Source organism: Azoarcus sp. DD4 (assembly GCF_006496635.1).
Taxonomy (GTDB): Bacteria; Pseudomonadota; Gammaproteobacteria; order Burkholderiales; family Rhodocyclaceae; genus Azoarcus.
In genome coordinates this window covers 977,635-997,780 of sequence record NZ_CP022958.1, presented here as the reverse complement: position 1 = coordinate 997,780, position 20,146 = coordinate 977,635, and the positions used below count along the sequence as shown (strand labels likewise).

20 protein-coding genes and 1 tRNA gene are annotated in these 20,146 nt (G+C 67.6%); 13 read left to right on the top strand and 8 right to left on the bottom strand.

The features are described 5' to 3' along the window. Positions 1-51: 51 nt before the first annotated feature. From ftsX to ftsY, 3 genes are read right to left on the bottom strand one after another with little or no spacing between them, the layout of a single operon-like run. On the bottom strand, positions 52-948 hold the full coding sequence (ftsX, locus tag CJ010_RS04780; protein WP_141016979.1) for a permease-like cell division protein FtsX: 897 nt from the start codon (positions 946-948) through the stop codon (positions 52-54). Then, positions 945-1,604 (bottom strand): cell division ATP-binding protein FtsE, encoded by a 660-nt coding sequence (locus CJ010_RS04775; protein WP_141016978.1) that lies wholly within the window; start codon positions 1,602-1,604, stop codon positions 945-947. The genes ftsX and CJ010_RS04775 overlap by 4 nt, the downstream gene beginning before the upstream one ends. Further along, positions 1,601-2,728, bottom strand: coding sequence for a signal recognition particle-docking protein FtsY (ftsY, locus tag CJ010_RS04770; protein ID WP_141016977.1), 1,128 nt, complete (start codon positions 2,726-2,728; stop codon positions 1,601-1,603). The genes CJ010_RS04775 and ftsY overlap by 4 nt, the downstream gene beginning before the upstream one ends. Positions 2,729-2,939: 211 nt before the next feature. Here ftsY and CJ010_RS04765 point away from each other — a divergent pair, with 211 nt between their 5' ends. The 5 genes from CJ010_RS04765 to CJ010_RS04745 are packed head-to-tail and all read left to right on the top strand — an operon-like array spanning position 2,940 to position 6,995. Next, positions 2,940-4,328 carry a pitrilysin family protein gene (locus CJ010_RS04765; protein ID WP_141016976.1) on the top strand — a complete coding sequence of 463 codons (1,389 nt, stop codon included), beginning with the start codon at positions 2,940-2,942 and terminating at the stop codon, positions 4,326-4,328. Positions 4,329-4,341: 13 nt separating this feature from the next. Then, a complete protein-coding gene (locus tag CJ010_RS04760; RefSeq protein ID WP_141016975.1) occupies positions 4,342-5,700 on the top strand; it encodes a pitrilysin family protein in 1,359 nt (452 codons plus the stop codon). Then, positions 5,697-6,236: a 16S rRNA (guanine(966)-N(2))-methyltransferase RsmD gene (gene rsmD / locus CJ010_RS04755; protein ID WP_141016974.1), complete on the top strand. Its 540-nt coding sequence runs from the start codon at positions 5,697-5,699 to the stop codon at positions 6,234-6,236. The genes CJ010_RS04760 and rsmD overlap by 4 nt, the downstream gene beginning before the upstream one ends. Beyond that, the gene (gene coaD, locus CJ010_RS04750; protein ID WP_141016973.1) at positions 6,233-6,724 is read left to right on the top strand and encodes a pantetheine-phosphate adenylyltransferase; all 492 of its coding nucleotides are present in this window, start codon (positions 6,233-6,235) and stop codon (positions 6,722-6,724) included. Before rsmD ends, coaD begins: the two co-directional genes overlap by 4 nt. 16 nt (positions 6,725-6,740) lie before the next feature. Continuing rightward, positions 6,741-6,995, top strand: a complete 255-nt coding sequence (locus tag CJ010_RS04745) for a YfhL family 4Fe-4S dicluster ferredoxin (protein WP_141016972.1) — start codon at positions 6,741-6,743, stop codon at positions 6,993-6,995. A gap of 89 nt (positions 6,996-7,084) precedes the next feature. On the opposite strand, the gene CJ010_RS04740 is transcribed toward CJ010_RS04745, so the two are convergent. Both CJ010_RS04740 and mutM read right to left on the bottom strand, forming a co-directional pair. Next, positions 7,085-9,055, bottom strand: a complete 1,971-nt coding sequence (locus CJ010_RS04740; protein WP_141016971.1) for a dynamin family protein — start codon at positions 9,053-9,055, stop codon at positions 7,085-7,087. Positions 9,056-9,224: 169 nt separating this feature from the next. After that, complete coding sequence (gene mutM, locus CJ010_RS04735; protein WP_141016970.1) at positions 9,225-10,043, bottom strand: bifunctional DNA-formamidopyrimidine glycosylase/DNA-(apurinic or apyrimidinic site) lyase; 819 nt, start codon at positions 10,041-10,043, stop codon at positions 9,225-9,227. Positions 10,044-10,199: 156 nt separating this feature from the next. Between mutM and CJ010_RS04730 the strand changes: the two genes are divergently transcribed. The 8 genes from CJ010_RS04730 (at position 10,200) to ychF (ending at position 16,951) form a co-directional block, all read left to right on the top strand. Beyond that, positions 10,200-11,906 carry a tetratricopeptide repeat protein gene (locus CJ010_RS04730; RefSeq protein ID WP_141016969.1) on the top strand — a complete coding sequence of 569 codons (1,707 nt, stop codon included), beginning with the start codon at positions 10,200-10,202 and terminating at the stop codon, positions 11,904-11,906. Continuing rightward, positions 11,903-12,514 carry a lipoprotein insertase outer membrane protein LolB gene (gene lolB, locus CJ010_RS04725; RefSeq protein ID WP_141016968.1) on the top strand — a complete coding sequence of 204 codons (612 nt, stop codon included), beginning with the start codon at positions 11,903-11,905 and terminating at the stop codon, positions 12,512-12,514. The genes CJ010_RS04730 and lolB overlap by 4 nt, the downstream gene beginning before the upstream one ends. Continuing rightward, entirely contained in the window at positions 12,496-13,359 is an 864-nt protein-coding gene (ispE, locus tag CJ010_RS04720) for a 4-(cytidine 5'-diphospho)-2-C-methyl-D-erythritol kinase (protein WP_141016967.1), read from the top strand. The genes lolB and ispE overlap by 19 nt, the downstream gene beginning before the upstream one ends. Before the next feature lie 17 nt (positions 13,360-13,376). Beyond that, a tRNA-Gln gene (locus CJ010_RS04715) sits at positions 13,377-13,453 on the top strand. A gap of 79 nt (positions 13,454-13,532) precedes the next feature. Beyond that, positions 13,533-14,483 carry a ribose-phosphate pyrophosphokinase gene (locus tag CJ010_RS04710; protein ID WP_141016966.1) on the top strand — a complete coding sequence of 317 codons (951 nt, stop codon included), beginning with the start codon at positions 13,533-13,535 and terminating at the stop codon, positions 14,481-14,483. 79 nt (positions 14,484-14,562) lie between these two features. Continuing rightward, positions 14,563-15,165 (top strand): 50S ribosomal protein L25/general stress protein Ctc, encoded by a 603-nt coding sequence (locus CJ010_RS04705; protein ID WP_141016965.1) that lies wholly within the window; start codon positions 14,563-14,565, stop codon positions 15,163-15,165. A gap of 38 nt (positions 15,166-15,203) precedes the next feature. Beyond that, a complete protein-coding gene (gene pth, locus CJ010_RS04700) occupies positions 15,204-15,863 on the top strand; it encodes an aminoacyl-tRNA hydrolase (RefSeq protein WP_141016964.1) in 660 nt (219 codons plus the stop codon). Further along, entirely contained in the window at positions 15,860-16,951 is a 1,092-nt protein-coding gene (gene ychF, locus CJ010_RS04695) for a redox-regulated ATPase YchF (RefSeq protein WP_141016963.1), read from the top strand. The genes pth and ychF overlap by 4 nt, the downstream gene beginning before the upstream one ends. 77 nt (positions 16,952-17,028) lie before the next feature. On the opposite strand, the gene CJ010_RS04690 is transcribed toward ychF, so the two are convergent. The 3 genes from CJ010_RS04690 to CJ010_RS04680 are packed head-to-tail and all read right to left on the bottom strand — an operon-like array spanning position 17,029 to position 20,128. Beyond that, positions 17,029-17,430 (bottom strand): GtrA family protein, encoded by a 402-nt coding sequence (locus tag CJ010_RS04690; RefSeq protein WP_141016962.1) that lies wholly within the window; start codon positions 17,428-17,430, stop codon positions 17,029-17,031. Next, positions 17,427-19,103, bottom strand: coding sequence for a hypothetical protein (locus tag CJ010_RS04685; protein ID WP_371415687.1), 1,677 nt, complete (start codon positions 19,101-19,103; stop codon positions 17,427-17,429). The genes CJ010_RS04690 and CJ010_RS04685 overlap by 4 nt, the downstream gene beginning before the upstream one ends. Further along, complete coding sequence (locus CJ010_RS04680; RefSeq protein WP_141016961.1) at positions 19,100-20,128, bottom strand: glycosyltransferase family 2 protein; 1,029 nt, start codon at positions 20,126-20,128, stop codon at positions 19,100-19,102. The genes CJ010_RS04685 and CJ010_RS04680 overlap by 4 nt, the downstream gene beginning before the upstream one ends. Positions 20,129-20,146 lie beyond the last annotated feature (18 nt).

The window sequence follows — 20,146 nt, the reverse complement described above, 5'->3', positions numbered from 1 at the left end:
TTGTATGCCGTTGTGCATGAGCTTATGCATCTGGGGACGACCTGCGGACTTTCAATCCCCAGCGAGGTGGCGCCGCACCGAGATCGCAGCCCCCAGCCAGCCGAGGAAGGCGGCGAAGGCGACGATGACGCCCGACTCGAGCCCGTCCGGCCCGGCGAGCACGAACACCGCGCCGTAGGTTTCCGCCAGCGCCGACACCGGCCCTGACAACGCACGCACGCCCAGCCACACCGTACCGAGCGCCACCAGCCCGCCAAGCGCCCCCTGCAGCCCGCCGAACCAGTAGAAAGGGCGGCGGATGAAAGGGTCGGTCGCACCCAGCAGGCGGCTCACCTCGATCTCCTGGCGCTGCGTCATGATCTGCAGCCGGATGGTGTTGAAGGTAACGATCACCAGCGCGAAGCCGAGCAGCGCCGCCAGCATCATCACCGCCGAGCGCCCGAGACCAAGCAGTGCGTGCAGACGCTTGACCCAGGCCGAATCGAGCTGCACGTGCGTCACCGCCGGCCAGGCCTTCATGCGGGTCGACAGCTGTTCGAACAGGGCCGGATCCTCGCCGCGCGGGCTGACGATGAAGGCATCCGGCAGCGGATTGGCGGTCAGCCCGCCAAGCACGTCGCCCAGCCCGCTGCGTTCGAGCTGCTTGAGTGCCTCGTCGCGCGGCACGTAGCGGTAGCTCGCCAGCATGGGCTCCGCCCGCAGCTTCTTGTCGATCGCGGCGACCTCGCCGGCGCCAGCCTTGGGGTCGAGGAAGATGCTGATCTCCGGCGTGCCGGACACCCCCCGCACCAGGGATGCGACATTGTCGAGCAGCAGGTAGCCGCCCGCCGGCAAGGACAGCGCGATCCCGACGACGAGCGCCGACAGCAGCGTCCCCAGCGGCTGCCCGCCGAGGCGGCGCAGCGCATGCGCGATCGCGCGGATATGCAGGTAGAACCAGTGGATCATGCACCCTCCGCCAGCACACCGTGGCTCAGTACCAGGCGCCGCGGCGCGTTCTCGGCAAACAGCCCCGCATCATGGGTAGATACCAGCACGGTAACGCCGGCGCCGTTGAAGGACTTGAACAGCGCAGCGATGTCGCGTGCCGAGGCCGGATCGAGGTGGGCCGTCGGCTCGTCGGCCAGCAGGATGGTGGGGCGATTGACGATGGCGCGCGCGATCGCCACCCGTTGCTGCTCGCCGCCCGACAGGCCGGCAGGCATTTCCTTGTCGCGCCCGCCGAGACCGACGCGCTCCAGCGCGGCCGCCACCCGCTTGGCCGCGTCGCGCGGCGGATGGCCGGTGATGACCAGCGGCAGCATGACGTTGTCGAATACGCTGCGATCGAACAGCAGCCGGCTTTCCTGCAGCACCAGACCGAGGTTGCGGCGCAGGTAGGGAATCGCCCGGCGCGGCAGGCGCGAGACGTCTTCGCCGTTGATGCGCACGGTACCGCTGGTCGGCCGCTCTATCACCGGGATGAGCTTGAGCAGCGTGCTCTTGCCGGCGCCGGAATGCCCGGACAGCACCACCAGTTCGCCGTGGCCGATCTCGAAGCTGACGCCGGCGAGCGCCGTGTAGCCGCCGGCGTAGCGCTTGGCTACCTGTTCGAAGGCGATCATGCGTCGGCGTCGGTCCGCTTGCCCGGCGCCCCCGGCACCGGCTCGAACAGCGCGTCGACGAACTCGCGCGCCTTGAAGGGCTGCAGGTCGTCGATGCCCTCGCCGACGCCGATGAAGCGCAGCGGCTTCGGGCACTGGCGGGCTATCGCCGCCAGCACGCCGCCCTTGGCAGTGCCGTCGAGCTTGGTCACGACCAGGCCGGTGACGCCGATCGCGGCATCGAAGGCCTTCACCTGGGCGAGCGCGTTCTGGCCGATGTTGGCGTCGAGCACCAGCACCACTTCATGCGGACCGGTGGGGTCGGCCTTGGCGATCACGCGGCGGACCTTGGCAATTTCTTCCATCAGGTGCAGCTGGGTCGGCAGGCGGCCGGCGGTGTCGGCCAGTACGATATCGATGCCGCGCGCCCGCGCGGCGTTGATCGCGTCGAAGATCACCGCCGCAGCATCGCCGCCGTCCTGGGCGATCACGGTGACGTTGTTGCGCTCGCCCCAGGTCATCAGCTGCTCGCGCGCCGCCGCACGGAAGGTGTCGCCGGCAGCCAGCAGCACGCTCTTGCCCTGCGACTGGAAATACTTGGCGAGCTTGCCGATGGAGGTCGTCTTGCCCGAGCCGTTCACCCCCGCGATCATGATGATGTAGGGCTTGTGGCCGGCGACCTCGAGCGGCTGCTCCAGCGGTGCGATGATGCCGTGCAGCGCCTCGGCCAGCGCTTCCTGCAGCTGGTCGGCAGTCTCCAGCCGGTCGCGCTTCCAGCGCAGGCGCAGTTCGTCGAGCAGGTGCTGGGTGGCATCGACGCCGCAGTCGGCCATCAGCAGCGTGGTTTCCAGCTCCTCGAGCAGGTCTTCGTCGATCTTGCGCCGGCCGAACAGGCTGGCCAGCCCGCCGCCCAACTGCTGGCGGGTGCGTGCCAGGCCGGCCTTGAGGCGATCGGCCCAGGAGCGCTTGGGCACCGCCTCGGCTGCAGGGGCCGCGGGCACTGCGGCGGGAACGGGAAGGTCGGCCGCGACGGGCGCCGGCTCGGCTACCGGCGCGGGCAGCGTCGCCGGCGATTCGTCGGCAGGAGGCTGTCCGGCGCGATCGGCGGATTCGGACTTGCCGGACTTCTTGAAGAAACCAAACATGGGCGCTCGGGTCAGAGGGGGCGTTCGTTACAAGGCAGCCCCTGGCTTGCAGCAAATCTGCAACGCGGCTGCAACAAGGCTGCCACTCCCGGACGCGGCGTGCGACTCGGGCACGACGATCCGGATAAGGCTAAGATGCGGCTCCCCGAAAGGGCGGGCAGCGCCCGCTCTCGAAAAGCGCCGCGAATTCTATCAGATGCAGGACATCTCCATGTTTCGGCTCACCTTTCCGCGCCCCCTGCTGTTCATCGCCGCACTCGCCTTCGGCAGCGCCGCCCACGCCAATCCCGGCCCGCAGGCCGCCACCTACGAGACCACCCTCGCCAACGGCATGAAGGTCATCGTCAAGGAAGACCGCCGCGCGCCGTCCGTCGTCCACATGGTGTGGTATCGCAGCGGCTCGATGGACGAGCCGGACGGCGTGTCCGGTGTCGCCCATGTGCTCGAACACATGATGTTCAAAGGCACGAAGAAGGTCGGCCCCGGCGAATTCAACAAGCGCGTCGCCGCCATCGGCGGCCGCGACAACGCCTTCACCAGCAAGGACTACACAGCCTACTTCCAGCAAGTGCCGCCCGCCCACCTCGGCGATGTGATGGCACTGGAAGCCGACCGCATGATCAATCTCGTCATCACCGACGAGGAGTTCGCGCGCGAGGTCGACGTGGTGAAGGAAGAACGGCGGCTGCGCACCGATGACCAACCGCGCGCGCTGGTGCACGAGCAGCTGATGGCAAGCGCCTTCCAGGCCCACCCCTATCGCCGGCCGGTGATCGGCTGGATGACCGACCTCGACAGCATGACCGCCGCCGACGCACGCACCTGGTACAAGCGCTGGTACGCGCCCAACAACGCCTATCTGGTCGTCGTCGGCGACGTTTCCCACCAGGCGGTGTTCCGCCAGGCCAAGGAGCATTACGGCGCGATCCCCGCACGTCCGCTGCCCGAGCGCAGGATTTCCAGCGAACCGGCCCAGCGCGGCGCCCGCGGCGCCAGCGTGAAGGCGCCGGCCGAGCTGCCCTACCTTGCACTCGCCTGGCAGGCGCCCGCGCTGCGCAGGCCGGCAGCCGACCGCGACGCCTATGCGCTGCAGGTGCTGGCCGCGATCCTCGACGGTTACGACGGCGCCCGCCTCACCCGCCGCCTCGTGCGCGACAGCCGCCTCGCGGTTTCGGCCGGCGCCGGCTACGACGCCACCGGTCGCGGCCCGGCGCTGTTCTATCTCGACGGCGTGCCGGCCCCCGGCAAGAGCATGGACGAACTCGAAGCCGCCCTGCGCGCCGAGTTGCAGCGCATTCGGGACGAAGGCGTGAGCGAGGCCGAACTCGCCCGCGTCAAGACGCAGGCTGTCGCCGCGCAGGTCTACAAGCGCGATTCGCTGATGGGGCAGGCGATGGAAATCGGCTTTCTCGAAGCCTCCAACCTGTCCTGGCGCGACGACGACGCGCTGCTCGAGGGCCTGCGCCAGGTCACCGCCGAGGAAGTGCGTGCGGTCGCCCAGCGCTACTTCGGCGACGACACCCTGACCACATCCCGCCTCCTCCCGCTACCCATGCAGGCGCAGGCGCCGCGCCCCGCGGCCGCCACCCTGCGCCATTGAGTTCCGGACGCCCATGAGAACCAAGAACCCAAGCCCCTTCGCGCCGCTCGGCGCCCTCGTCGCGCTCGGTGCGCTGTTGCTGGCTGTCACCGGCGCGGCCGAAGCGGGACCGAAGATCGAGCAATGGAATACGGCCGCGGGCGCGCGCGTGCTCTTCGTCGAAAACCACGCCCTGCCGATGATCGACCTGCAGATCGACTTCGCTGCCGGCAGCGCCACCGACCCGGCCGGGCGCGCCGGCCTCGCCGGTCTCGCCCGCGGCCTGCTCGACGCCGGCACCGCGACCCTGGACGAACAGGCGATCGCCGACCGCAGCGCCGACATCGGCGCACAGATCGGCGGCGGCACGGAACTCGACCGCAGCAGCCTCTCGATACGCAGCCTGTCCTCGCCCACGGAGCGCGACGCCGCGGTGACGCTCGCGGCCGACCTGCTGGCCCACCCCGCTTTCCCGGCCGAGGTACTCGAACGCGAGCGCGCACGCGCCATCGCCGGCCTGCGCGAATCGCTTACACGCCCCGCCACGCTCGCGGCGCGCCGCCTCAACGCAGCCGTCTATGCCGACCACCCTTACGGCGCCAACGTCACGCCGGAATCGCTGGCCGCGATCACCCGCGACGACATCGTCGCCTTCCACCGCAGCCGCTACACCGCCAACAACGCCTCCATCGCCATCGTCGGCGACCTCGACCGCGCCACCGCCGAGCAGATCGCGATCCGCCTCACCGAAGCCCTGCCACGCGCTGCGGCCCCGACCCCACTGCCCGCCCCCGCGATGCCGGCGGCGGCCGACATCCGCATCCCGCATCCTTCCGCCCAGGCCCATATCCTCATTGGCCAACCCGGCCTGGCCCGCCAGGATCCCGACTACTTCCCGCTGCTGGTCGGCAACTACACGCTGGGCGGCGGCGGCTTCGTCTCGCGCCTGACCGCCGAAGTGCGGGAAAAGCGCGGCTTCGCCTACAGCGTGTACAGCTACTTCATCCCGCAGCAGGTCGCCGGCATGTTCCAGATCGGCCTGCAGACGCGTGGCAGCCAGGTAGAGGAAGCGCTCGGTGTGGTGCGCCGCACGCTCGCCGGCTTCATCGCCGACGGCCCCACCGCTGCCGAACTGAAGAGCGCCAAGGACAATCTGATCAACGGTTTCGGCCTGCGGCTGGATTCCAACCGCAAGATCCTCGACCACGTCGCGATGATCGGCTTCTACCGGCTGCCGCTCGACTGGCTGGACAGCTATCCGCGCCAGGTTGCCGCGGTCACGGCGGAACAGGTCCGCGACGCGTTCGCGCGCCGCATTCGCGCCGAACACCTGGTGACGGTGGTTGCCGGCGGCGACGGCGACGCCCAGGCCAAGCCGACGAGCGCGCAGTGAGCCGGGTACGCATCGTCGGCGGGCAGTGGCGCTCCCGCCTGCTCGACGTGGCCGACGTTCCCGGCCTGCGCCCCACGCCCGACCGCGTGCGTGAAACCCTGTTCAACTGGCTCGGGCAGGATCTCGACGGCCTGCACTGCCTGGACCTGTTCGCCGGCACCGGCATACTCGGCCTCGAATCCGCCTCTCGCGGCGCAGCGAGTGTCGCTCTGGTGGAGCAGAATCCGCGTGCGCTCGATGCGCTGCACAAGGCCGCAAAGACCCTGCAAGCGGCGCAGGTAGAGATCGTTCGCGGCGATGCGTTAAGATTCCTCCAGAACACTCCGCACAAGTTTGATGTGGTGTTTCTCGACCCGCCCTACAACCAAGGCTGGCTCGAGCGCGTGGAACCCTTGCTGGACCGGGTTCTCGAACCGGACGGCTGGCTCTACGCGGAGTCGGAAGCGCCGGTCAGCCGACTGGGCGCATGGCGGACGATCAAGCAGGGTCGCGCCGGCCTGGTTCATTACCACCTAATGCAAAGGGAGCAGGAATGAGGGATGGGGTGGCGATCTACCCGGGCACCTTCGACCCGTTCACCCGCGGCCACGAGGATCTCGTTCGGCGCGCCTCGCTGCTGTTCGACCAGGTCATCGTGGCGGTGGCCGAGAGCCGGGGGAAGGCACCGATTTTTTCTCTGGACGAAAGGGTGGCCATTGCCCAGGACGTGCTCAAGCCTTTCCCCAACGTCAAGGTGCTCGGCTTCGACGGCCTGCTGATGGATTTCTTGCGCGCAAACAACGGCCGTGTGATCCTGCGCGGCCTGCGCGCGGTGTCGGACTTCGAGTACGAGTTCCAGATGGCGGGCATGAACCGGAAGCTCTTTCCGGACGTCGAAACGGTATTCCTCACGCCGGCGGAGGAATACATGTTCATCTCTGCGACGATGGTCAGGGAAATCGCCCGCTTCGGCGGCGATGTGAGCAAATTCGTGCAGCCGGCGGTGCTGGCACGTCTGCAGCAGAAAGTGAGTTCAAAGCGATAGCAAGGAAGCGACAACCATGTCTTTGATGATTACCGACGAATGCATCAACTGCGACGTCTGTGAACCCGAATGCCCCAACGGCGCCATTTCCCAGGGCGATGAGATCTACCAGATCGACCCGAACAAGTGCACCGAGTGCGTCGGCCACTTCGACGAACCGCAATGCCAGCAGGTCTGCCCGGTCGACTGTATCCCGCTCGACCCCGACCACAGCGAAACCAAGGAACAGCTGATGGCGAAATTCCAGAAGCTGAGCGCAGTCAAGAGCTGACGCTCCCCCGGCCATGCCGGGCGTGGGATTAAAAAAGGGCGAGCCGCGAGGCCCGCCCTTTTTGCTGCCGGTCCCGCCGGCCGAATCGTTCAGGCGACCCGGCTGGCTGCGGCGTTGGCCTCGCCCACCGACGCGACCTCGACGCCAAGTGCCTGCGCAATCCCCTGCTCCAGGGCCGCGAGTTCGTCGAGCAGCGTCTGCACGCCGGCTTCTGCCTGCTTCAGCTCGTCCACCCTGTCCTCCAAGGTATCGGTCGCCTGGTGTATGCGCTTCACGCTCTCGAGCCGGCGCTTCAACTGCAGCTGGTACTCGCGCACCTGGGTTTCCAGCGGCGACATCACCGCGCGCAGCCATTGCTCGACGTCTCGATTGGCCAGCTCGAAGGTTCGCCGTGCCTGCACAGCGACCGTTTCGAAGAACTTCTGCGTGAGCGTGTGCTTTTCCGTGGTCACCAGGGTCAGCGTGGTGTTGATCTGGCGATTGAAGCTCTTCTCGAGGCGATCGAGTTCCTGCTCGTAGCGCACCGTGGAGAAAGCTTCCGGCGCATTGAGCTTGAGACCGTGCTCGACGCTGAAACGCTTGTACATCGCGTCCAGCATGCGGCTGATCTCCTGGATGTCGGTGGTGGAGCGCTGCAGATTGGCGCGCAGATGGGCGAAAAAGCCCTCCATTGCCTCTCGCAGGCCACGGGAGAAAGTCGATTCCAGCATCGCCTCGCGGGTGCGGCGGGTTTCGTCGCGCAGCGCGTCCAGGCCGAGATGGGCCAGCAGGCTGTTGGTCATGGTCGAGAATACCGAACGCACCGCGTAATACTTCTGCAGCCCCTGCTCGAACTCGTCCTTTTCGGCGCGGATCTTGCGCATCATGTACTCGATGACGCTCTGATTCTTGCCGCGCAGGTCGGTGAGTTCCTGCAGCTGCTCGCGCACGCCGCCGAGACGGGCCAGCAGCAGGTCGCGGGTCCGGGCGACGAGGTCGTCCGTTTCGCCCAGGGTATTGTCGCGCACGATTTCCTGCTTGGTCGGCAGCAGGTCTTCGGTCAGCGCACGTTCCAGCGCCGGCAGGCGGCTGCGTTCGAGCAGCGCGGCATCGCGCGTGACGCGCGCCACCAGGCCCTTCTGCGCCGACACGGGAAAAACCGCGCCGGCGTCGATCTCAAGGGTTTCCGCCACGCTTCCTGCCTGGCGTGCGATCTCGGCGTCGATGCTGGCTTCGTCGCGCAGGCCATCCCACAACCCGTCGATCTTGTTGAGCACAACCAGCCGCCCCTTCTGCCGACCGGGGCCGACATGGACGTAATTGCGCCATATCGCCAGATCGCTCTGGGTGACGCCGGTGTCCGCCGCCAGGATGAACAGCACCGCATGGGCGTTGGGCAGCATGGACAGTGTGAGTTCGGGTTCGGCGCCGATCGCATTGAGGCCCGGCGTATCGAGCACCACCAGTCCCTGTTCGAGCAAGGGATGGGGGAACTGGATCACCGCGTGACGCCAGCTCGGGATTTCGATCAGACCGTCGGCGCCGGGCTTGAGCCCGTCCTCGCCCTTGGGATCGACCTTGAATCCGAGCGCATCGGCCTCGTCCTGCGTCACCCGCTCGGTCTCGCCGACCCGCGCCAGCGCAGCCTGCAGGGCCGCAGCGGAATCCGCGCGCAAGGGCGTGACAGCCCACTGCTCGGGATAACGCTTGAGTTCGCTCACCGGAGCCTGCAGCGTACGGCTGCGGATAGGCAGCAGCCGGAGCTCCGGCTCCGCACCCGCGTGCCATTGCAGCTCGGTCGGACACATGGTTGTACGGCCGGCGCTGGACGGCAGGATGCGGTCGCCGTAGTCGGAAAAGAAGATCGCGTTGATCAGCTCGGACTTGCCGCGCGAGAACTCGGCCACGAAGGCCACCGTGAGCTTGTCGTCGCGCAGGCGGTCGAGCAGGTATTGCAGCCGCAGGTCGGCCTGCGCATCACCTACCTCATTGCGCGTCAGCCACGACCGCAGGCGCCCGATGGATTCGCTCGCTCCGGCACGCCAACGGCTATAGGCGGAAAACTGATCGACCAGGTTCATGCTCATATCATCCCCGAACGCGTGACAAACTTCACGACTGACTAACACCGGCAGCATAGCGCCGTTCGGGTTTGGCTTCCATGCCCACGGCACGATACGGGACAACCGGCAGCTGCCGCCGGACGAACGCACCCGCACCGCGGTCGCGCTACGGCCGATCAAGGCGGGTTCAACTACGGCGCTGGCACGCCGGGCAGAAGTAGGTCGCACGCTGTCCGCTCACGAAACGGCGGATGGGCGTACCACACACCCGGCAGGGCTCGCCCTCGCGGTCGTATGCGAAGTACTGCTGCTGGAAGTAGCCGGGGCGGCCGTCGCCGCCGACGAAATCGCGCAGCGTGCTGCCGCCGGCAGCAATCGCATCGCGCAGGGTGTCGCGCACGGCCTCCACCAGCCGGGCACAGCGGCGCGGCCCAAGCGCGCCGGCGGGCTCGAGCGGATGGATGCGGGCGCGGAACAGACTCTCCGAGGCGTAGATATTGCCCACCCCCACCACCCGCCGGCCATCCATCAGCACATGCTTGATCGGCGCCTTCAGACCGCGGGTGGCGGCCAGCCAGTAGGCGGCGTCGAAGCCCTCGCCCAGCGGCTCCGGCCCCAGCCCGGCCAGCATGGGATGGGCGATCGCCGGGCCCGGCTGCCACAGCACCAGGCCGAAACGGCGGGGATCGCGCAGGCGCAGCGCGCAGTCGCCGAAAACCAGATCCAGATGATCGTGCTTGTCGGGCGGCAGCCCGGGATCTATCACCCGCAAGCTGCCCGACATGCCGAGGTGGATCACCATGCCGCCCGCGTCGAAATCGAGCAGCAGGTACTTCGCCCGCCGCGACACCGCACGCAGGGTTTCGCCCACCGTCCGCTCGGCCAGCGCTTCCGGCACCGGCAGGCGCAGGCGTGGATTGCGCACGCTGACAGCGCTGAGCACCTTGCCTTCGACATGCGGACGCACGCCACGGCAGGTGGTTTCGACTTCTGGCAGTTCTGGCATCGGGACTCCTGTGCTGCCCGGCCGGCAGCTCTCTTGCCGGCGACGGGGCAAAGTGCCTACCATGAGGCGAACCGAATTCTAGATCACCCCTCCAATAGCGGACATCCCCAGCCTGGCCGCCACCGGCCGCTTCCTGGCGTCCACCGGATCACGCTCATGAAACGCACGCTCACCCAACTCGCCATCGGCATTGCGGCGACACTCACGCTAGGCGCGGGCGTGTCGCCGTCCGCGCTGGCTGCCGACCCCCCGGCCGAGCAACTGCCCGGGCAGGAGTTGACGGCGCGCACGCTCTATCAATTCCTGCTGGCCGAGATCGCCGGCGCGCGCGGTCAGATCGGCCTGTCCACCCAGCTCTACCTCGAACTCGCCCGCAGCACGCGCGATCCGCGCATCGCCAAGCGCGCCACCGAGATCGCCCTGTTCTCGCGCGATATCGATGCCGCAACGCAAGCGGCCCAGCTGTGGGCGGAGCTCTCGCCCGATTCCGACGAGGCCCGCCGCATCCTGGCCGGCGTCTCCGCCGGTCGTGACAGCCGGCTGGAAGACGTCCAGATCCAGCTCGCCCGCGCGCTGGCGCAGAACCCCGCCCACCTGGGGCCGAACCTGATGGGCCTGAACCGCGCCCTCAGCCGCATCCAGGACAAGCAGCTCGCCCGGCACCTGGTGCAGCGGCTCACCGAGCCCTACCTCGACCATCCCGAAGCGCATTTCGCCCGCGCCCAGGCTGCGGTCATGGCCGACAACACACTGGAAGCACTCGCCGGCATCGATGCCGCGCTCGCGCTCCAGGCCGACTGGGAGCCGGCCATCGTGTTCAAGGCCCAACTGCTGCTGCAGGGCGGCGCCACCCAGGAGGCGATAAGACTCCTGGGCCAGCATCTGGAACGCCGGCCGGACAGCCGCAACCTCCGTCTGGCGCATGCACGCGCCCTGGTGAGCGCACGCCAGTTCGAGGCCGCCCGCGATGAATTCCGCCGGCTGCTCGATGCAGCGCCCGAAGACCGCGACCTGATCTATGCCAACGCCCTGCTGGCGCAGCAACTCGACGATGACGCCGGTGCCGAGCAGCTGTTCAAGCGTGCGCTCGAAGCCGATCACCCTGAAGCCGACGCCATCCGCCTCAGCCTCGGCCAGCTCGCCGACAAGCGCGGCGAAGGCGAGCGCGCCCGTAGCTGGTACGAGGGTATTACCCCCGGCCGCCACTACACCGAGGCACGCCTGCGGCTCGCCCAGAGCTTCGCCCGCGAAGGCAAGCTCGACGAGGCACGCAGGATCCTGAGTGCAGAAGCGGACGACGAAGACGCCAACCGCCGCTTCATCCTCGCCGAGGCGCAGCTGCTGCGCGAGGCCAATCGCAGCGAGGAAGCCATGCAGGTGGTCGATCAGGCGCTGCGCCGCGCGCCCGACGACACCGACCTGCTCTACGAATCGGCCATGCTCGCCGAGCGCCTCGACCGCATGGAAATCATGGAAGGCCGACTGCGCAAGCTGATCGCACTCGCGCCCGACCACGCCCACGCCTACAACGCGCTCGGCTATTCGCTGGCCGATCGCGGCCAACGGCTCGACGAAGCCGAGAAGCTGATCGCACGCGCGCTCGAGATTTCGCCCGACGACCCGTTCATCCTCGACAGCATGGGCTGGGTGCGCTTCCGCCAGGGTCGCGCCCCCGATGCGGTCGTGGTCCTCGAACGCGCCTACGGCATCCGCCCCGACCCTGAGATCGCCGCACATCTGGGCGAGGTGTTGTGGGCACTGGATCGACGCGACGACGCCAATCGCGTATTCGACGAGGCACTCGCCGCCCATCCCGACAACAGCGTGCTGCGCGACACCGCCGACCGCGTGCGCAAACCATGACAGCCTGCTCACTGGCGCAGGCCCAGCCCGCGAAGCACTGGCTGGCGGCCCTGCTGTGCTCCGTGCTGCTGCTCGCCGGCTGCGGCACCCTCACCACGCAGCAGCATGCCACGAACGCGGTCGACCGCCAGGCCAGCCAGCGCTTCGACCTCGAAGGCCGCATGTCCGCATCGGACGGCGATCGCGGCGCCAACGGCCAGATCGAATGGCGCCACGATGCCGTGCGCGACGAGGTGACGCTCTACACGCCACTCGGCCAGATCGCTGCCCGGCTGGAGAGTTCGCTCCATGGTGCCGAACTGCTGACCGGCGACGGCAAGGTCTTCCATGCCGACAGCGCCGACGCCCTACTGCCGGAGCTGCTGGGCATCTCCCTGCCCGTGGCACGGCTCGCCTACTGGGTGCAGGCTGCGCCGCCCAGCGGGGCCGAGATCCGCGATGTGGACGCCGACGGCCGCCCGGCGCTGGTGATCGACCAGGGCTGGCGCATCGAGTATCTCGAGTATCACCCCGGCGCGGCCGCCTCGGCCCTGCCACGCAGACTCGACGTTTCCCGCGGCGACGCCCGCATCCGCCTGATCATCGACCAATGGACCACCCAGCAGTGACCACACCGGCATCGCTCACCGACTGCCCGGCCCCCGCCAAGCTCAACCTTTTCCTGCACGTCGTCGGCCGCCGCGACGACGGTTTCCATCTGCTGCAAACCGCCTTCCGGCTGCTCGACTGGGGCGATCGCCTCGACTTCCATTGCCGCGACGACGGCGAGATCCATCGCATCAACGACGTCCCCGGCATCCCACCCGAGCAGGATCTGGTGGTACGCGCGGCGCGGCGACTGCAGGCCGCGACGGCTTGCCGCCTCGGCGCCGACATCACGCTGCACAAGACCCTGCCGATGGGCGGCGGCGTGGGCGGCGGCAGCTCCGACGCCGCCACAACGCTGATGGCGCTCAACCGGCTGTGGAACACCGGCCAGTCGCGCACTGCCCTGCAGGAACTCGGACTCGGGCTGGGCGCCGACGTGCCCTTTTTCATCTACGGCCGGGACGCCTTTGCCGAAGGTGTCGGCGAGAATTTCCAGCCACTCGACCTGCCCGCCGCCACTTACGTGATCCTGTCACCCGAGGTCGGCGTGCCGACCGCTGAAATTTTTTCCGCGAAGGAGTTGACTCGGAATACCGCTCCAATCAGAATAGCGGACTTCGCAGCGAGCCTTACCCGAAACGACTTGCAAGCAGTAGCCTGCAGCCGTTACCCGGAAGTAGGGAAAGTGATCGACTGGCTGGCGCAATATGCCCCAGCACGGATGACCGGCTCTGGCGCCTGCGTGTTTGCCGAGGTGGCTTCAGAAGACGAAGCCGACGAAATCGTCAGCCTCTGCCCGACACGCTGGAAGGCCTGGAAGGCAAAAAGCCTGGCGCGGCATCCGTTGTACGGTTGGCTCGCTTGAGCATGCGAAACGGTTTTTGGGGAGTCGCCAAGTCGGTTAAGGCACCGGATTTTGATTCCGGCATTCGAGGGTTCGAATCCTTCCTCCCCAGCCAAATAACGACGGGCAGGCCACAGGCCTGCCCGAGTCGTTTTTGAACGCTTTTTCATTCTATCGGCATCGGAGATTCGGTCATGCCATACGGCAGCCTGATGGTCTTCACCGGCAACGCCAACCCCAAGCTCGCCGCCGACGTTTCCCGGCGCCTGGGCATCTCCCTCGGTTCGGTCACGGTGGGCCGCTTCTCCGACGGTGAGGTCAACGTCGAACTGCTCGAAAACGTCCGCGGCAAGGACGTCTTCATCCTGCAGCCGACCTGCGCCCCGACCAACGAGAACCTGATGGAGCTCCTGGTGCTCGTCGATGCGCTCAAGCGCGCCTCGGCCGGCCGCATCACCGCCGCCATCCCCTACTTCGGCTACGCCCGCCAGGATCGCCGCCCGCGCTCGGCGCGAGTGCCGATCACGGCCAAGGTGGTCGCCAACATGCTGCAGGCCGTGGGCGTTCAGCGCGTGCTGACGATGGACCTGCACGCCGACCAGATCCAGGGCTTCTTCGACATCCCGGTCGACAACGTCTATGCCGCGCCGGTGCTGCTGGCCGACCTCGACAAGCAGAAGTACGACGACCTGATGGTGGTGTCGCCCGACGTCGGCGGGGTGGTCCGCGCCCGTGCTTTCGCCAAGCGCCTCGAGTGCGACCTGGCCATCATCGACAAGCGCCGGCCCAAGGCCAACGTTTCCGAAGTGATGAACATCATCGGCGAAGTCCAGGGCCGCACCTGCGTCATCATGGACGACATCGTCGATACCGCCGGCACGCTGTGCAAGGCTGCCAGCGCGCTCAAGGAACACGGCGCCAAACGCGTGCTCGCCTACTGTACCCACGCGGTACTGTCCGGCGCCGCGGTGTCGCGTCTCAACGACTCCGAGCTCGACGAGCTGGTGGTGACCGATACCATCCCGCTGCGCGACGATGCCAAGGCCTCTCCGCGCATCCGCCAGATCTCGGTCGCCTCGCTGCTGGCCGACACGGTACTGCGCATCAGCAACGAGGAATCGGTTTCCTCGCTGTTCATGGAATAAAGGATTCGACCGCGGCCTGCCGCGGTTTTTTCATCTTCGCCTGGTCGCGGGCGAAGGTTCTTCAACCAGGAGTTTCAACATGACCATCGAATTCAACGCTACCAAGCGCGAAGGACAGGGATCGAGTGCGAGCCGCCGCCTGCGTCGCGCCGCCCAGGTGCCGGGCATCATCTATGGTGCCGGCAAGGACGCCCTGCCGATCACGCTCGACCACAACGAGCTGTATCACCTGCTGCGCAAGGAAGCCTTCCACGCTTCCGTGCTGTCGATCAAGGTCGAAGGCACCAAGGAAACCGTGGTGCTGCGCGACACCCAGTGGCACGCCTACAAGCAGCAAGTGCTGCACATCGACTTCCAGCGCGTCGACGCCGCGCAGAAGCTGCACCTGAAGGTGCCGCTGCACTTCGTGAACGGCGAAACCAGCCCGGCCGTCAAGACCGGCGGCAACATCATCGCCCACGTCATGACCGAACTCGACGTGGAATGCCTGCCGTCCTCGCTGCCCGAGTTCATCGAAGTCGACCTCGGCGCGCTCGAGGCCGGCCAGTCGATCCACATCTCCCAGCTCAAGTTGCCGGCTGGCGTCGAAGCCGTCCACCACGGCGAAGGCGACCCGGTCGTGGCTTCCGCCCAGACCACCCGTGGCGCGGCTGCTGCCGAAGGCGAAGGCGAAGCGGCCTGAGGCCGGCTTCCCGCCCGCATGCCTGAGACCGACACCCGATGAGCGCCGCGCCCTCGCGCCCTCCGCGTCTCGTCGTCGGTCTCGGCAATCCGGGCGCCGAATACACCGAAACCCGGCACAACGCCGGGTTTTGGTTTTGTGAGCGGCTCGCCGACAAGCTCGGCGCACGCTTCTCGCACGAATCCCGATTTCACGGCCTGGTCGCCAACGCGCGCGAAGCCGGGGTCTGGCTGCTGATGCCGCAGACCTACATGAACCGCTCCGGCCAGGCCATCGGCGCACTCGCCCGCTTCTACCGCATCGAACCGGCCGAGATTTTGGTGGTGCACGACGAGCTCGACATTCCGCCCGGCCAGTTGCGGCTGAAATTCGGCGGCGGCCTCGGCGGCCACAACGGTCTCAAGGACACCTCCGCCCACCTCGGCACCAACGACTACTGGCGCCTGCGCATCGGCATCGGCCACCCGGGCGATCGCAACGAGGTGGTGAACTTCGTGCTCAAGCCGGCACGCCGCGAGGAACAGACGCTGATCGACGACAGCCTCGACCGCGCGCTCGCCGCCTGGCCCACGCTGGCCAAGGGCGACTGGAACAGCGCCACCCAACGGCTCAACGCCCGCCCCGCCCCGCCCAAACCGCCCAAGCCCCCGAAAGCGCCGGCCGCAACCGACAAACCCAAGGACGAATCCCAGCCATGAGCCTGAAATGCGGAATCGTCGGCCTGCCCAACGTCGGCAAGTCGACCCTGTTCAACGCCCTCACCAAGGCCGGCATCGAAGCGGCGAACTACCCCTTCTGCACGATCGAACCCAATGTCGGCATCGTCGAGGTGCCGGACCCGCGCCTCGCCGCGCTGTCCGAGATCGTCAAGCCGCAGAAGATCCAGCCCGCCATCGTCGAATTCGTCGACATCGCCGGCCTGGTCGCCGGCGCCTCCAAGGGTGAAGGCCTCGGCAACCAGTTCCTCGCCAACATCCGCGAGACCGACGCCATCGTGCACGTGGTGCGCTGCTTCGCCGACGACAACGTGGTGCACGTCTCCGGCAGCGTCGACCCGATCCGCGACATCGAGGTCATCGACACCGAACTCGCGCTCGCCGACATGGCCACGGTGGACAAGGCGATCAACCGCTACAAGCGCCCCGCCGCATCCGGCGACAAGGAAGCCAAGATCCTGGTCGCGGTGCTGGAGAAGTGCCTCGCCCAGCTCAACGAAGCCAAACCGGTGCGTGCGCTCGATCTGTCCAAGGAAGAATGGGCCGCGCTCAAGCCCTTCTGCCTGATCACCGCCAAGCCGGTGCTGTACGCCGCCAACGTCGCCGAAGACGGCTTCGAGAACAATCCGCATCTCGACGCGGTGCGCGCCCACGCCGCCGCCGAAGGCGCCCAGGTGGTGGCGCTGTGCGCCGCGATCGAGGCCGAGATCGCCGACCTCGACGACGCCGACAAGAAGGATTTCCTCGAGTCCATGGGCCTGGAAGAGCCCGGCCTCGACCGCCTGATCCGCGCCGGCTACAAGCTGCTCGGCCTGCAGACCTACTTCACCGCCGGCGTGAAGGAAGTGCGCGCCTGGACCATCCATGTCGGCGACACCGCCCCTCAGGCCGCCGGCGTGATCCACACCGACTTCGAACGCGGCTTCATCCGCGCCCAGACCATCGCCTTCGAGGACTTCATCGCCTTCAAGGGCGAGGCTGGCGCCAAGGAAGCGGGCAAGATGCGCGCCGAAGGCAAGGAATACGTGGTCAAGGACGGCGACGTGATGAACTTCCTGTTCAACGTCTGAGCATCACACCCAGGACAGAACGCCCCGCCGGAAGCGCTCCGGCGGGGCGTTTTTCATGGAGCCCCGATTTCCCCAGCTCAACGGCCGGCCGACGAGCGCTTGCCGAAGGTCCACAGCGCATTGCCGCCGTAGTGCCACAACAGCAACAGCGCGGTGGTGATGATCTGGGCCAGCAGGTAGTGCAGCCCGAACACGTCGACGAACAGGTGCATCAGCAGCGCATTCCACACCAGCCCCATGCCGGCAATGGCGAAAAAGCGCGGCAGCGCCTCGACATGGGCTCGGTCGGAACCGAACACCAGGGAGCGATTCAACCCGTAGTTCACCAGAGCACCGAGCACGAAACCGGCAACCGAGCCAATCACCGGATCGACCCCGGCGACTTCGACCAGCGCCAGCAGCAGCGCATAGTGGGCCACCGTTCCGACCGCGCCCACGACAGCGAAACACAGGAAACGCGAAAGGTGATGCGTGCTCATCGCGGCGTCCGCTCCTCGCCTACCAGCATGCGCCGGTCGCGCATCAGGCCCAGGGTGACGCCATCGCGCACCACCTCCCCGATGACGCTGCCCCTCACAGCCGTGTGGCAGTCCATATGGGTCGGCGAAAGGAAGAAGTCGGCTGCCCGCCAGTCGCGCGTGACGGTAAAGCGTTCGTCCAGCCAAGCCGCAGCCTGCAGCGACTCGGCGCACACCGCCACCAGGTAGCGGCGCGGCGGCGTGCCTTCGTGGCTGACGAAGGCCTCCAACTGGCCAGTGAGTTCGCGCAGGCTGAGTCCCCAGTAATCCTGCTCCCAGCGCTCGACGGTGCCGCGCAGGCCACCGGTGAAGCCGTTGTATGCAAGGTACTCGTAGGGATGCAGGCGAGCCAGCGTGACGAGGTGGCCAACGGCCAGCAGCATGCAACCGGCAGCGGCCAGCACCCGCCCGCGCGGCCAACGCGCGGCGCGCAGCCAGGCTGCAGCCAGGCCGACCCCGCCCAGTGCCGCCAGCGGTGGCAGCAGGAAGGTGAAGTGGCGGATGCCGTTGTACAACGGCGGCGCGGCCAGCACGGTATAGGCAAGCGGAAAGCTCGCGGCCAGCACCGCCGGCAACCAGGGCAAGGCCGATCGGCGCGCCGCTGCCGAGCTGCCGAGTTGCGGCAAGGCCCGCAGGCCGGCCAGGCCAGCGAGCGCAAGAGCAAGCAGGAAAAGTTCGGGCAGCCGCACCAGCAGGTAGCGCGACAGGTAGCTGGCAGGCACTTCGCCGTTCTTCATGACCACGCCATCGAGGATGGTGTCGAGCTGGAAGGCGAAATGGGAGAAGGTCGTCATCGCCGTGTAGAGGTTGCCCGGCGCCAGCACCGACCATGGCCAGAACACCGCCATCAGCGCCACCGCAACGGCAATCGCCGGCCACAAGGCGGCAATGGCGCGCAGCAGGAAGGCGGCGCGCGCCCGACCGTTGTCGGCGGCCTGCCAGGCAGCGACCAGCATCGCGACGCCCAGATAGAAGACCGCGAACACCGCGCCGACGCGCAGGCCGAAGGCGCACCCGAAGCTCACGCCCAGCCCCATTACCTCGGCAAGTGGCGGACGCGGCAGGGCCGGCACCACACGCACAGTGAAATAAAGCGCCCACACCATGGCGGTGGCGAAGGGCACGTCCTTGGTATGCGTGAACATCGCCCCCGACCAGGCCCCAGTGACGAGCAGCAGCACCAGCGCGGCAAGGCCGGCCCACTCTGCCAGCCCGGCGTCACCCAGATGCCCCCTCCCCGCCAGCCTGCGCGCCAGCAACCAGGTGCCGGCCATGCCGGCCAAGCCGAAAGCGGCCGACAGCAGATGGCGCAGATCCCACACGTTCATCGGTACGACACGTTCCAACGCCGCCGCAATCAGGTCGAACAGGCCACCGTACAGGTAGAGGTTCTTGTAAGCGAAGGCGCTACGATCGGCAAAGCCGGACGCGTAGAAGTCGACCAGCAGACGGCCGTAGACGTGCTGCACCTCCTCGTCGTTGCTGATGCCGTGCTGCCCATAGCTCAGCAGGATGTAGACGCCGGTGGCCGCCAGCAGGCAAAGGGCCAGGCGGAAAGCCCAGCGCGACGACAACGCGAACGTCTGCCGCGCCGGGGCGAGGCCGCCGGCGCTCGCTTCTCCCGTACGGCTCACGCCTGCGGCTCCTGGCGCTCGAAACCGATGCGTTCGGCAACCAGGTACAGGGGGCGCGCCTTGACCTCGGTGAAGATGCGTCCCACGTACTCGCCGAGCACGCCCAGGCTGATCAGCTGTATCCCCGACAGGAACAGCACCGCCACCATGATGGAGGCGTAGCCGGGCACGTCGATGCCCCAGATCGCCGTGCGAACCACCAGCCAGCCGCCGTACAGCCCGGAAATCGCCGCCATCACCAGCCCGACCAGTGACCATACCCGCAGCGGCAGCGTGCTGAAGGTGGACAGGCCATCCACCGCATAGCGCAGCAGCCGCAGCATCGACCACGCCGATGCGCCAGCCGCACGCTCCTCCGGTTCGAAATCCACCTCGACCTGGCGGAAGCCCACCCAGCTGGTGATGCCTTTCATAAAGCGGGTGCGCTCGGGCAGGCTGTTGATCGCATCCACCACGGCACGATCGAACAGGCGGAAGTCGCCGCCGCCTTCGGCCAGCGCCACTTCCGACACGCGCTTGAAGAGGCTGTAGAAGGCGCGCGACAGCTGGCGGCGCAGCCACGGATCGGTGTCGCGCGAGCGGCGCACCGCCGTCACCATGCTCGCCCCCTGCTGCCAGTGCGTGACCATCTCCGCAATGAGTTCGGGCGGATGCTGCAGGTCGCCATCCATCAGGACCACCACGTCGCCACTGGCCGCACGCAGGCCGGCAGCCATCGCAGCCTCCTTGCCGAAATTGCGCGCGAAGCGGATCGCCTTCACATTGGCGTCCTGCGCGCGCAGCATCCCGACCTCGGCGAAAGTGGTATCGCGGCTGCCATCGTCGACGAAGACCAGCTCGCGGCGGCCTACCTCCAGCGGCAAGGTGTCCAGCGCCGCGCTGAGACGCTGGTGCAGCAGACCGAGCGAGCCACTCTCGTTGTACAGCGGGATGACCACGGAAAGCACAGGGATCCGGGTGCGCCCGGAGGCGGCCGGCAGGCTGGCGGCAGTGGCCAGGGCTTGTTGAAGATCGGGACGGGACACGATGCCAGAACTCGCGAA

What these genes read in the sequence shown, in the direction of transcription:
- coaD (WP_141016973.1), top strand. Translation starts at nt 6,233, where the DNA reads ATGAGGGATGGGGTGGCGATCTACCCGGGCACCTTCGACCCGTTCACC.
- ftsX (WP_141016979.1), bottom strand. Translation starts at nt 948, where the DNA reads ATGATCCACTGGTTCTACCTGCATATCCGCGCGATCGCGCATGCGCTG.
- ispE (WP_141016967.1), top strand. Translation starts at nt 12,496, where the DNA reads ATGGACCACCCAGCAGTGACCACACCGGCATCGCTCACCGACTGCCCG.
- lolB (WP_141016968.1), top strand. Translation starts at nt 11,903, where the DNA reads ATGACAGCCTGCTCACTGGCGCAGGCCCAGCCCGCGAAGCACTGGCTG.
- mutM (WP_141016970.1), bottom strand. Translation starts at nt 10,043, where the DNA reads ATGCCAGAACTGCCAGAAGTCGAAACCACCTGCCGTGGCGTGCGTCCG.
- ychF (WP_141016963.1), top strand. Translation starts at nt 15,860, where the DNA reads ATGAGCCTGAAATGCGGAATCGTCGGCCTGCCCAACGTCGGCAAGTCG.
- CJ010_RS04690 (WP_141016962.1), bottom strand. Translation starts at nt 17,430, where the DNA reads ATGAGCACGCATCACCTTTCGCGTTTCCTGTGTTTCGCTGTCGTGGGC.
- pth (WP_141016964.1), top strand. Translation starts at nt 15,204, where the DNA reads ATGAGCGCCGCGCCCTCGCGCCCTCCGCGTCTCGTCGTCGGTCTCGGC.
- CJ010_RS04765 (WP_141016976.1), top strand. Translation starts at nt 2,940, where the DNA reads ATGTTTCGGCTCACCTTTCCGCGCCCCCTGCTGTTCATCGCCGCACTC.
- CJ010_RS04705 (WP_141016965.1), top strand. Translation starts at nt 14,563, where the DNA reads ATGACCATCGAATTCAACGCTACCAAGCGCGAAGGACAGGGATCGAGT.
- ftsY (WP_141016977.1), bottom strand. Translation starts at nt 2,728, where the DNA reads ATGTTTGGTTTCTTCAAGAAGTCCGGCAAGTCCGAATCCGCCGATCGC.
- CJ010_RS04730 (WP_141016969.1), top strand. Translation starts at nt 10,200, where the DNA reads ATGAAACGCACGCTCACCCAACTCGCCATCGGCATTGCGGCGACACTC.
- CJ010_RS04760 (WP_141016975.1), top strand. Translation starts at nt 4,342, where the DNA reads ATGAGAACCAAGAACCCAAGCCCCTTCGCGCCGCTCGGCGCCCTCGTC.
- CJ010_RS04740 (WP_141016971.1), bottom strand. Translation starts at nt 9,055, where the DNA reads ATGAACCTGGTCGATCAGTTTTCCGCCTATAGCCGTTGGCGTGCCGGA.
- CJ010_RS04745 (WP_141016972.1), top strand. Translation starts at nt 6,741, where the DNA reads ATGTCTTTGATGATTACCGACGAATGCATCAACTGCGACGTCTGTGAA.
- CJ010_RS04710 (WP_141016966.1), top strand. Translation starts at nt 13,533, where the DNA reads ATGCCATACGGCAGCCTGATGGTCTTCACCGGCAACGCCAACCCCAAG.
- CJ010_RS04775 (WP_141016978.1), bottom strand. Translation starts at nt 1,604, where the DNA reads ATGATCGCCTTCGAACAGGTAGCCAAGCGCTACGCCGGCGGCTACACG.